Genomic DNA, 11,695 nt, shown 5'->3' on the forward strand with positions numbered 1-11,695 from the left:
TTCACTTGAATTTCCCCGAGGCGGGCACTGCCCGTTTGAAGGCCCAGGCTTCGATCTTCTTAATCTGTTCGGCCATGGTGATGGAGAGGGGCACGGTGCGGCTGATCATCACCATCAGGTCCTGCTGGGTCATGGGGCACGTGGTGGCCAGCGCCTCGAAGGCAGCCGAGTTGACCGCCTGCTCGATCTCCGCTCCGGAAAACCCCCTGGTGGAGCCTGCCAAGAGCGGGATATCGAAGGAGCTCATATCCACCTGCCTGTTGGCCAGGTGGATGCGGAAGATCTGTTCCCGGGCCTCGCTCTCCGGCAGCCCGACATAGAAGATCTCGTCGAAACGCCCCTTGCGCAGCACCTCGGCCGGGAGCAGTTCGATGGCGTTGGCTGTTGCCGCCACGAACACCGGCGCCTTCTTCTCCTGCATCCAGGTCAGAAACGAGCCGAGCACCCGGGATGCCGATCCCCCTTCGGACTTGAAGCCCTGGGTGGTTATGCCGGACTCGATCTCGTCGATCCAGAGCACGCAGGGCGCCACAGCTTCGGCAATGGTGAAGGCCATGCGCAGACTTGCCTCCGGTGTGCCGAACAGGCCACCGTAGACCGTGGCCATGTCCAGACGGATCAGGGGGAGCCGCCACTCGGCGGCGATGGCCTTGACGAACAGCGACTTGCCACAGCCGGCGATGCCCATGACCAGCACCCCCCGGGGAAGACCGACACCTGACCTGATCCCCTCCAGGCCAAAGGCGCTTGTGCGCCGTTGCAGCCACTCCTTGAGGTTTTCCATGCCGCCCAGGTTGTTGCAGCCGTCAACATCGATGACCAACTCCATAATGCCGCTCTGCTGAATGATCCGCCGCTTGTTGTCCAGAAGCGCCATGACCGGGTCATTGCCGCCGCTCTTATCAGCCAGGCGCAGAAGCCTGATCGCCCTTTCCAGATCCACCAGATCCAGACCGCGGCTGGCCACAACCAGCCTTTCGAACAGTGTCGGGTCCTCCTGACAGGCCCTGGACAGGGAGGGGTCATGATCCTGCAGCTGCTTCAGAAAAATGCGGATCTCTTCCACATCAGGGAGCTTCTGGGTCAGGATGATGATATCCTCCCGCAGCCGTGGGGGAACCCACTCGTCCTCCCCCAGAATGACCGTCACCTTGCCCTTGCCGCTTGATGCCTGGGCAAGGTCCTTGAGTCTTCTGATCAGAAGCGGATTATCCCGCCAGAACCAATGCATATCCTTCAGGATCAGCATGCATGGCCCTGGCTGGGACATGGCGAAATCCAGTGCTTTCAGCGCATCAACCGTATCGGGGACGACAACGCCCTCCCGGGTCAGGCCGCTTGTGCAGGTCCAGACGAAGGGGGCTCCCATCCCCCGCAACCGGGCGGCGGTCTGGGCCAGCAGCCGTTCGCTGCGCTGCTCGTTGGCGGTTATCACATACAGGAAAACAGTGCCGGTGCTGATCAGACGAATAAGCTGCTGTTGTGTCATATTTTCCATGAGTCCCTCTACTCCTCAGCCAAAGCCGGCAAATCTCGTCGCTTATCTTCAACTTAATTGAAACCAATGCTCCCCCCCCTTGAAAAAGGGGGGCTGGGGGGGTATTGGCGTTAATTTTGTGGCAAATCCCCCTAAATCCCTCTTTTCCAAAGGGGGACTTTGCACTGCACCGCTACTGGCTGACAGATTAACGCTAATCGAAAAGGTTTTTTGATAGCCGGACAATGGGATCAAAAGAGGGAAGAAGCAAGTAAAAACAGGGCATCAGCGAAAACAGGGCAAAGAGCCAGGACACTACACCAGCCCGAAACGCTGTTGAACCTCCTGGGGCGCTTCCTCGAAGCAGAGGAACTCCATGGTGTAGCTCCCCCGCCCCCGGGTGGCGCTGCGCAGTTCGGTCATGAAGCCGAACATCCCGGCCAGGGGCGCCGTTGCCCGGATCAGCTCGTTTTCGCCGCTGGCGCTAACCCCCTCCACACGCCCCCGCTTCTGCTGGAGGGCACCCAGAACCTTGCCCAGGTACTCGGTCGGTACGCTCAACTCCAGCGCCATGATCGGCTCCAGCAGGTACGGCCCCGCCTCCCGGGCCGCCATCAGCCCCCCGCGCTGGGCCGCCGCCCTGAGACCGGTCTCGGTGGTCACCCCCGGTTCGAAGGGGATCTCCAGCACCGCCACCCGCAGGTCGGTAAGGCGATAACCGCTGCAACAACCGGTCATGCACCCCTGGCGCAGATCCTCCTCGATGACCGCCAAGAGCGACGGAACCAGGTGGGGGGTGGCAGGTGGCAGGACGATGCTGACGCCGCTTCCCCGGGCAAGCGGCGTCAGTCGCAGCAGCAGCTCTCCCACTTCGGCCTTTCCCTCCCGCTCGAAGCGGAACAGTTCCCTGCGCTGAACCTCGTAGCGCAATGCCTCGCGGTACACCACCCGCGGGCGACCGCTCTTGACCCTGACCCCCTGCTCGCGTTCCAGGCGGTCGATGATCACCTCCAGATGCAACTCACCCATGCCGGTCAGAATGGTCTGGCCGGTCTCCTCGTCTTCGTGGACTTTGAAGGTGGGATCCTCCCAGCGCAGCCTGGTCAGGGCAAGGGGGAACTTCTCCCGATCATCGTTCCCCACCGGCTCCACCGCCACCGACACCACCGGCTCCGGCACCGTGAGCCCCTCCAGCACCAGGGGGTGGCCCGCATCGCAGAGGGTATCGCCGGTAAAGGTTTCCCGGAAGCCGAGCACGGCCACGATGTCGCCGGCAGCGGCCTCGGTGAGGTCCTCGCGCCGATGGGAGTGCATGCGGAACAGACGCCCCACCCGTTCGCTGACACCGCGGCTGGCGTTCAGAAGAGTCGCCCCGAAACGGAGCGTGCCGGAATAGATGCGCAGATAGGTGAGCATGCGCCCCTCGTCGCACATAACCTTGAAGGCCAGTGCCCGCAGGGGAGCGGCCGGGTCGCAGCCCACGGTTTCATGGCGCTCGTCACGGGGGTTGCGCCCCACCAGTGCCGGAACCTCGTGCGGCGAGGGGAGGTACAGGCCGACGGCGTCCAAGAGCGGCTGAATCCCCTTGTTGCGCAGCGCCGAGCCCAGCAGGACCGGAAAGATGCGACAGGCCAGGGTAGCGCTGCGTAGGGCCAGCCGCAGACGCTCCGTCGAAACCCGCCTCCCCTCCAGGAAATCGGCCAGGATCGAGTCGTCGAAATCGGCCAGCGCCTCGGTCAGCCGCAGGCGTTCCTCCCCCACCCGCTCCACGCACTCCAGCGGCAGCGGCCGGCGCAGCATGGTCTTTCCCAGGTCTCCCCTGTCGAACAGGAGCGCCTCTTCAGTCAGCAGGTCGATCACGCCGCTGAAATCAGCCTCATCCCCCAAAGGGAGTTGCAGCAGGATCGGCCGCGCCCCCAGGCGCTCCTCCATCTGGCTCAGGGTCCGTGCATGGTCGGCGCCGACCCGGTCCATCTTGTTGATGAAGCAGATGCGCGGCACAGCGTAGCGGTCGGCCTGACGCCAGACCGACTCGCTCTGGGGCTGGACCCCCTCCACGGCGCTGAAGATGGCCACCGCCCCGTCCAGGACGCGCATACTGCGCTCCACCTCGATGGTAAAATCGATGTGGCCGGGGGTGTCGATCAGGTTGATGCGCAGGTCCCCCCAGCGGCAACTGGTGGCTGTGGCGGTGATGGTGATGCCCCGCTCCTGCTCCTGGGGCATCCAGTCCATGACCGCCTGGCCGTTGTGCACCTCGCCCATCTTGTGGGTCTCGCCGCTGTAGAAGAGGATTCGTTCCGATACGGTGGTCTTGCCGGCGTCGATGTGGGAGATGATGCCGATATTGCGGATGGATTCGTGGGACAAAATAACCGTTCTCCTGGGCCTGATCTGGCTGTTCAAGCGTTAAAAGCTCACCAAGTATAGCGCGGAACGGCAGCGGCGCAACGGCGGGAGCGTTTATCATTCCATTCGGGGAAGATACACTCTTCCAAGTATCTCAATCGAGTTCGCAGCATATCATCTCCTGAAAAGGGACAACCACATGACTGTCAATTATTTCGACAAAAAGTAGAACGTACTTTTCGTCCCACACCACACATTCAGCACATAAACACCTGAAATTAAATGATTATTTTATTCAACACTCGTTTTTTCCATGCTGTTGCATCCCTTTACACTATGCGGGTGAGGCGCAGAGCAGAAACAATAAACACATAAATATCAACAAATTAAATACTGGCATGTTTTTTGAATAATACATTAAATTATTTATAGCAGATTCTGCACACTTGATGCCTTCGCGAGAAGCCAACCGAGGTGAAGAAGGGGGAACGTCAAACCGGTATGCGCGTTAGCATGCACGGGTCTGTTCTGGTTTTTCCGTTCCTGGTGGCCCACACATCATACGGAATGAGTCCACTATGCCTTAGGGATGAAATGAGAAGCACACGACACCGCTTTTGAACCATCAGTTTGAACGGGGGGGTGAGCTTTGTTATTGTTCCAACCAAACACCGTATCCTCACCATCAAAAAGAAAACAGGGTATCCCGGCGCGCAAGCTACTGTGCGTGTCGCCTGACGGAGCACGTCAGGCCTCCGCCCAACCCCTTGCCGAAGAAGGCTGGGACATACTGACGGCACCTGACCTGAAACTGGCCAGGGAGTTGACCAGGCAGCATAAAGACTGTCATGTGGGACTGCTCTTTCTGAAAAGTGGTACGGATGCCTACCTGAACCAAATTGAAGAAGTCCTGATGGTGAACAACCAGATTGAATGGATTTCCGTCTTGCCCCCCGAATGCATGCAATCACGTGACCTCTGCGCATTCGTTATCAAGAACTCCTACGACTATCACACCCTTCCACTGGATATCCCCCGTTTGCATTTTATTCTCGGGCATGCATACGGCAAGGCTCTGCTGAAATGCAAAGTTGCCGGCAGGGAACAGGTTATCGGCCAGAACCAGATGATCGGAACAAGCGCGCCAATGCGTGACCTGTATGCAAGAATCATCAAAATACAAAAAGTCGAGTCACCCGTCCTTATCCACGGGGAGAGCGGTACGGGCAAGGAGCTTGCGGCGCGTGCGATTCACCAGAATTCATCGCGTTGCCAGGCGCCTTTTGTCGCGGTGAATTGCGGGGCCTTGCCGACACACCTCATCCAAAGCGAATTATTCGGACACGAGAAAGGGGCTTTTACCGGAGCAACCCAGAGAAAGATCGGCCGCATCGAATCGGCGGCGGGTGGAACCATCTTTCTGGACGAGATCGGAGATCTTTCACAGGAACTCCAGGTAAACCTTTTGCGGTTCTTGCAGGAAAAGACCATCGAGCGTGTCGGCTCAAACCAGACCATTGAAGTTGACGTGCGCGTTATAGCCGCTACCCATGTGAACCTGGAAAAAGCCGTGGAACAGGGTGTTTTTCGCGAGGACCTCTATTACCGACTGAATGTCCTGCGTCTGGATATTCCACCATTACGCGAACGAGTCGGGGACATAGAAATCCTGGCGCTCACTTTTTTTGAAAAATTCTCCGAAGAAAAGAACCCCGTGGTCAAGGGATTCAGCCAGCAGACCTTGAATATCATGGCTGAATATGACTGGCCGGGTAATGTTAGAGAAATGATAAATCGAATACGAAGGGCGATGGTGATGAGCGAGAACCGGCTGATCACACCCGCTGACCTGGAGCTGGACAATCTGGTGGTCTTAAACAAATCGCTATCGCTGGATGATGCGCGAGTGCTGGCGGAAACCGAGATAATCCAGCATTCCCTCATACAGAACAACAAGAATGTCTCCAAGACCGCGCGCGATCTCGGCGTATCGCGCGTTACGCTGTACAGGTTGATAAACAAACTGAATATCATCGTCTAGGAGCGTCTGGCATTGCAATCAACGCCTCAATCGGGGTTACGACAATGAGAAAAGAATCTCAGCTGCTTGTCCTTCTCGCTACTCTCGGCATTACACCTCTCTGTTACGCGGGGACCGCATCCACCCAGGAAGATACGATGGCATGGAAGCGGCTCAACGAGCTCGTGGAACGTCAAGGTAGACAACTGGAGGAACAGCAGCGCCAGATCGAAGCGCTGAAAAAGCGCCTGGGGATGGACAACGCCTCGTCCGAAGTTGGGCACAGCCAGTCGCATGTTGCCAAACCTGCCCCCCCCCCTTCTTCCGCCCCTGGCGATGCGGTGAAAAATGAGCAGGGCAAACAGCAGGTCGTTCAAACCAAAGAGGCCGGCCCAACGCAGGCGGTCGGACGCCCCCCCGCAAAACCAAACATTTCCCAGCAATACAAAGAAATTGAAGCCATCTTTTCCCAGCAGGGGGTGCTGACCCCCAAGGGCACCCTGGTATTTGAGCCATCCATGCAGTACTCGTTCTCCTCAGCCAACCGTGTCGTCTTGAACGGCTATACCATCATCCCCGCCATCACCATCGGCCTGATAGATGTGAGAAACGTCAACCACAACACCTACACGCCCGCCCTCACGACCCGCTACGGCCTGACCAACCGACTGGAACTGCAACTCTACGTGCCCTATGTATTCCGGGACGACTCGGCGGCTGCAAGTTCACTCAATATTGAAGACAGCGCCATCAATGAAAACACAAGGGTTTTCAATGCCGACGCCAGCCATCTGGGCGACGTGCAGTTCGGCCTGCGCTACCAGTTCAATATGCCTGCGGGTGGCGGCCCCATCTTCATCGGCGGCCTGCAGGCCAAGTCCGATACCGGGAAAGACCCGTTCCATGTGTCAACCGACGCGTCAGGGTATGCCACCGAGTTGCCCACGGGAACGGGATTCTGGAGCATTCAGCCGAGCCTGACGGCAATCATGCCGTCCGACCCGGTGGTCTTCTTTGGATCGGCCAGCTACATATACAACTTCGAGCGTTCGTACCAAGGCACCAAATGGGATCCGGGCAACACCATCGGCTTCAACCTGGGAATGGGGTTTTCCATGAACGAAAACATGTCCTTCAGCCTTGGTTACGGGCATTCCATCATAGACAAGACACGCGCAAACGGTCATGTACTCTCCAACTCCCGGACAACCACCCTGGGAAGCCTGCTGTTCGGCGCCTCGTACAAACTGAGCGACAGGGTAAACCTGAATTTCTCGGTGGAAGCCGGATTGACCGAGGACGCACCGGACGTGCAACTGACATTGCGGGTGCCGTTCAGCATATGATCGGCCGGATTTTCAAACCCCGGAGAGGGTGGACGAGGGAAATGCAAGGGCAAACTAGAGGGGGGAGGAGCGGTCGCCGAACAGGATTGTCGCGGCAGACAGGAGGCAGGCGAGCCGTGATCCGGCCCGAATGGATGGCGCCGTGCTTCAGTTGAGACGGACACACATCTGTCGCAGAGATTATTTTTCTTACTAATGAAGTACGTTACGCAATTGCTGGTCGATTCTCGACACCAGGTTTATGTCGCGAAGCATGCTGATACCGTTCACCGTTGCATCAATGATCGTCATGTTCTGGATGGTTTTCTGGTTTGCGCCATTCTGGATAAGTATCCGGTTTCCCATGTTCTGAACGAACGTCGCACTTTGCGACTGAAGATTGCTGATCTGTATCGGCGTTATGGCGTTTTGCACACCCAGGCCGGAGATATTCAGAGAGCTGGTCGTTTGCAGCACGCCATCCACGATAACGGCCTTCACGATCCCCAGTGATATTTCCAAACCGCCGCGCGCCACAAACCCGCCACGCATGCTGCTCAGATCATGGTCCGACACGACTCTCCATTCCTCGAATGCATCATTCATGGCCGCATATGCGGGACAGTTGGCTGACATGGCCATAAGCCCCATCACAAAAACCGCGCCTCTAATGTGTTTTCCCAGTAGAGTCGTCATGGCAGTACTCCTCCCGAACCAGGCAAAAGCATGGTTATGCTTGCCAGATCGCTGTTTTTCAGGGCGAGACCGAGTGGAGCCTTTTCCCTGACGCAGCGCCATTCTTCCAGACGATTGAAATTGTTTTCAGACCGGACGCTCCTGTTCCGGATGATAAACACCAGGCCGTTCCACATCTTTTCAAACTCGTTTCGCGCTACGATCCTCGTTCCCAGTCCCGGATCACCCACCAGCACCCTCTTGTCGGTCACCCCTTTCACCACCACGAAATGCCGGTACCCCTTCATATTGACCAGGACGATGGCCGGCACACCAGCCAGGGCCAGTTTGTCCAGCTCAACCCTGTAGCCATCGGCAAGGTAGCCATGGGCTTCCAGGAAGTATTTCATGTCCAGCAGCGAAAAGCCTTCACGACGAATTTTTTCCTGCTCGCCGTGGGTATACATCCATTTGAAGACTTCCTGCTCGCTGACCCGGTCTTCGTAGTGGTGCGTCAGCAGGGTGGCCAATGCCGCGGACCCGCAACTGAAGTCATATTTCTGGTGGATGGTCGAGCGGTAACGAGCCTCTTTCAGGCTCGTTACATTGCTGACAATGAGAGCACCACCCGACATGCCAGGCACAAGTACCGTCCCCGCATCAACGCGGGCAACTGCCAGGATGAGGGTAACGACCAGAATAGCCGTATGGATTGTCAACAGACGCTTCATGGGATCGTGCGCTCGATTCAGTGCATGGTTACGTTGACGATCAGATCATTCTGGATGAGCACCTGATTGCCCGAGTTCTGGATAACGGTGGCAAATCCACTCATATTGGTGAACGCGCCACTACTCACGCTGTTGTAGCCAGAGACTGTTGAGCCAACAATACTGTTACCATCCTGATACGCGTTATTGGTGCTCGTGCTGTAGACCAAATCCAGGTTATCGATCTGCATGGCCTGGCGTCCCGACAGTGATGCCAGGTTTTCTCCGGCCAAGGCCTGCCCGAATCCGGTTACCTCCAGCGTTGTCTGCTCCTGTGCCGGAGTCGGCAACGCCTGTTCCGCCTGCGATTCCTGCGAGGCCAGTATGCCGCCGAAAAGAACAAGCGCAGCAATCGTGGATGCCGTGATTCTTAGCATTTTCACCACCTCCCGGTCGGTTTCAAAATCATCATCTAGGCGCCGGTTGGAATGCAAAAAACCTGGTGGCGTTAGTAACGCCACCAGGTCTGCCGACGCGTCGCGTTTTATTGGGCCGCTGCCGAACCAGGGGTGATCGTAGCCTGGACGTTGACGGACTGCTGAATCTGCGACTGGATGCCGCTGTTCTGGGCTATGGGATTGATTCCGTTGGCGGCAAATGAAGCGCTGCTGATATCGTTTGAACCGGTAATCAAGGAGGCGGGGACTGTATCCATGCTGCCGCCCATGACCAAAGAATTGCCCGAAACCGTACCGGACAACGCACTGCTGGCAAGCGCAACAGCTATATTACTGACAGACACTGATAACGTGTTGTAGGAATTCTCATTACCCACGTTGGTAAGCGTCGCTGTTTTGCTGTTGTTGCTGTTGTCGCTGTTGTTGCTGTTGTCGCTGTTGTTGGTGTTATCGACGGACTTATCGTTGGCAACATCGGTAAGGGTGGCGGTTTTGCTGTTGTTGCTGTTGTCGCTGTTATTGCTGTTGTCGCTGTTATTGCTGTTGTCGCTGTTGTTGGTGTTATCGACAGACTTGTCGTTGGCAACGTCGGTAAGGGTGGCGGTTTTACTGTTGTTGGTGTTATCGACGGACTTGTCGTTGGCCACGTCCGTAAGCGTCGCGGTTTTGCTGTTGTTACTGTTGTCGCTGTTGTTGGTATTGTCGGTTGCTATGGACTTGTCGTTGGCTACGTCGGTGAGCGTCGCAGTTTTACTGTTGTTGGTATTGTCGGTTGCGGTGGTAGTGGATTTGTCATTGGCCACGTCCGTAAGCGTCGCTGTTTTACTGTTGTTGGTATTGTCGGTGGCTATGGACTTGTCGTTGGCCACGTCCGTAAGCGTCGCAGTTTTACTGCTGTTGGTATTGTCGGTTGCGGTGTTCGTGGACTTGTCGTTAGCCACATCCGAAAGTGAAGCTGCTTGGCTGTTGTTGGTGTTGTCAGTTGTGGTGGTTGTGGAATTATTATTGGCAATGTCGGATACCGTATTGTTGTTCAGGTTATCCTTGGCGGCGATTGACTGCTCATTTGCCGAGTTGGCATTGTCGTCCACATAGGGAGACACGGCTGACGTCTGGGTGACGCCGGCATCAGTCGTATCCGCATTGTTGGTATTGGTCGGATTTGCCATTGATTTTCCGGCAACACCGAGGGAAAGAAGGGCGATCGCCACAGGAACTACCAGAGATGTCCGTTTTTTCATGATCTTTCTCCTTTTCTGCGTGGGGTAATGGGACACGGTACCGTGTCAGCGCTGTATTTGCAGATCACTACTCAATAACCGTGCCATCCACCTGCAATCGAGCACAACCTACTATTGTTGCTAGACTTTAATTATTTTCAGCCTATCAACCAGCAGCCACCCCACAGGGGATATGTCAAGAAAAAGAAACAGGTATCCAATAAAACAACGTGCCTTCACAGGGAACGTGTAGTGAAATATGCAGTAATGTCATGTCAGGTAGGAGGGAAAGCTCGACAGGAGAGATGGTGTAAGCATTCTGTTACACCCTGTTTGCGGGAAGGAGCGACCGCACTAGGAGAATCCGTCCCGACGCCATCGGCGAAAAGCAGCACCAGGGCGGGATCGTAGCGTTCAGGACCGCCATGGCCGATCACACCATGCCGATGTACTCCAGGGCGAGCAGGGTAAGCCCGCTGACCAGCAACCAGAGTGTTACCCCCTGCAGGAGCGGCCGCATACCCACATTACGGAGCACCTCCCTGCTCAACCCCGCCCCGACCAGGAAGAGCGTCACCACCAGGCACTGCTTGGCGACCGCCGCCAGCCCGTTCCAGAGTTGTCCGTATTGTGGCATCGTTGTCCGAATGGCAGCGGCCAGAACAAAGCCGACGATAAACAGGGGCACCCTGGCCTTCTGATCCGACTTCATGATCAGCGCAGTTCCAAGCACAACCGGCGCTATCCAGACCGCCCTGGTGAGCTTTACGGTCGTCGCCACACGCAAGGCCTGGGCACCGTATACGGACGCCGATCCGACAACGCTGCTGGTATCGTGGATGGCAAGCCCCGCCCAGGTTCCAAAGAGCCCCTGGTCCAGTCGCAGCAGATGCCCGACCAGCGGAAACAGCAGCAACGCCACCGAGTTCAGGGTAAACACCGTGGCCAGGGCAACGGCGGTCTCGTCGTTCTTGGCTTTGAGAACCGGCGCCATGGCGGCTATGGCACTGCCGCCGCAGATGGCGGTGCCGAAGGAAATCAGGGCGGAGGTGGTGCCATCCGTTCCGAACAGCCTGCCCAGCAGATACCCCAGGACGAGCGTACAACTGATGCCCACCAGGGTGTAGACCACCGAATCCCTGCCGGTACGGATCACCTCTCCCAGGCCAAGGCCGAAACCGAGCCCGACAACGGAGAGTTGCAAAATGATCTTGCTGAAATGGGCCGATTTACGGGGCCAGGGATTGCCCAGAACAAGGCTGAAAACCATCCCCATGATCAATGCCGTGGCGGTACCGATCCAGGGCACGGCGCATAGTGCCAGACACACGCCAAACAAAACCTTTTGCAGCCTGCTGTGTTCCATATTCTCCTCCTCAATGTCAGTATCCGCTTGCAGTATACAGGCCACCTGTTATAAGTTCAAATTCGTAATTAATATCAAAACAATCAATTATATTT

The 11,695-nt window shown here is 56.8% G+C and carries 9 protein-coding genes; 2 read left to right on the top strand and 7 right to left on the bottom strand.

Translation table 11 applies throughout. From position 1 onward, the window contains the following. Position 1 precedes the first annotated feature (1 nt). Positions 2-1,498 carry an AAA family ATPase gene (locus PPRO_RS10780; RefSeq protein WP_011736039.1) on the bottom strand — a complete coding sequence of 499 codons (1,497 nt, stop codon included), beginning with the start codon at positions 1,496-1,498 and terminating at the stop codon, positions 2-4. A 294-nt stretch (positions 1,499-1,792) separates the two neighbouring features. After that, positions 1,793-3,847 (bottom strand): elongation factor G, encoded by a 2,055-nt coding sequence (gene fusA, locus PPRO_RS10785; protein WP_011736040.1) that lies wholly within the window; start codon positions 3,845-3,847, stop codon positions 1,793-1,795. A gap of 634 nt (positions 3,848-4,481) precedes the next feature. On the opposite strand from fusA, the gene PPRO_RS10790 reads away from it, so the two are divergent. Both PPRO_RS10790 and PPRO_RS10795 read left to right on the top strand, forming a co-directional pair. Then, positions 4,482-5,867 (top strand): sigma-54 dependent transcriptional regulator, encoded by a 1,386-nt coding sequence (locus PPRO_RS10790; protein ID WP_198138262.1) that lies wholly within the window; start codon positions 4,482-4,484, stop codon positions 5,865-5,867. A gap of 137 nt (positions 5,868-6,004) precedes the next feature. Further along, complete coding sequence (locus PPRO_RS10795; RefSeq protein ID WP_041532272.1) at positions 6,005-7,192, top strand: transporter; 1,188 nt, start codon at positions 6,005-6,007, stop codon at positions 7,190-7,192. Between the two features lie 192 nt (positions 7,193-7,384). Here PPRO_RS10795 and PPRO_RS10800 read toward each other — a convergent pair whose 3' ends face one another. The 5 genes from PPRO_RS10800 to PPRO_RS10820 all read right to left on the bottom strand — a co-directional run bounded on the left by PPRO_RS10800 (position 7,385) and on the right by PPRO_RS10820 (position 11,600). Then, the gene (locus tag PPRO_RS10800; RefSeq protein ID WP_011736043.1) at positions 7,385-7,867 is read right to left on the bottom strand and encodes a lipoprotein; all 483 of its coding nucleotides are present in this window, start codon (positions 7,865-7,867) and stop codon (positions 7,385-7,387) included. Beyond that, on the bottom strand, positions 7,864-8,577 hold the full coding sequence (locus tag PPRO_RS10805) for a C39 family peptidase (protein WP_011736044.1): 714 nt from the start codon (positions 8,575-8,577) through the stop codon (positions 7,864-7,866). Before PPRO_RS10805 ends, PPRO_RS10800 begins: the two co-directional genes overlap by 4 nt. 17 nt (positions 8,578-8,594) lie before the next feature. Continuing rightward, entirely contained in the window at positions 8,595-9,077 is a 483-nt protein-coding gene (locus PPRO_RS21260) for a hypothetical protein (protein ID WP_198138263.1), read from the bottom strand. Between the two features lie 23 nt (positions 9,078-9,100). Next, on the bottom strand, positions 9,101-10,255 hold the full coding sequence (locus tag PPRO_RS20915) for a hypothetical protein (protein WP_011736046.1): 1,155 nt from the start codon (positions 10,253-10,255) through the stop codon (positions 9,101-9,103). Positions 10,256-10,667: 412 nt separating this feature from the next. Further along, positions 10,668-11,600, bottom strand: coding sequence for a YeiH family protein (locus PPRO_RS10820; protein ID WP_011736048.1), 933 nt, complete (start codon positions 11,598-11,600; stop codon positions 10,668-10,670). Positions 11,601-11,695: the final 95 nt, after the last annotated feature.

The sequence above is a fragment of the Pelobacter propionicus DSM 2379 genome (assembly GCF_000015045.1).
GTDB lineage: Bacteria > Desulfobacterota > Desulfuromonadia > Geobacterales > Pseudopelobacteraceae > Pseudopelobacter > Pseudopelobacter propionicus.

What these genes read in the sequence shown, in the direction of transcription:
- PPRO_RS10780 (WP_011736039.1), bottom strand. Translation starts at nt 1,498, where the DNA reads ATGGAAAATATGACACAACAGCAGCTTATTCGTCTGATCAGCACCGGC.
- PPRO_RS10795 (WP_041532272.1), top strand. Translation starts at nt 6,005, where the DNA reads ATGGCATGGAAGCGGCTCAACGAGCTCGTGGAACGTCAAGGTAGACAA.
- PPRO_RS10800 (WP_011736043.1), bottom strand. Translation starts at nt 7,867, where the DNA reads ATGACGACTCTACTGGGAAAACACATTAGAGGCGCGGTTTTTGTGATG.
- PPRO_RS10805 (WP_011736044.1), bottom strand. Translation starts at nt 8,577, where the DNA reads ATGAAGCGTCTGTTGACAATCCATACGGCTATTCTGGTCGTTACCCTC.
- PPRO_RS20915 (WP_011736046.1), bottom strand. Translation starts at nt 10,255, where the DNA reads ATGAAAAAACGGACATCTCTGGTAGTTCCTGTGGCGATCGCCCTTCTT.
- PPRO_RS10820 (WP_011736048.1), bottom strand. Translation starts at nt 11,600, where the DNA reads ATGGAACACAGCAGGCTGCAAAAGGTTTTGTTTGGCGTGTGTCTGGCA.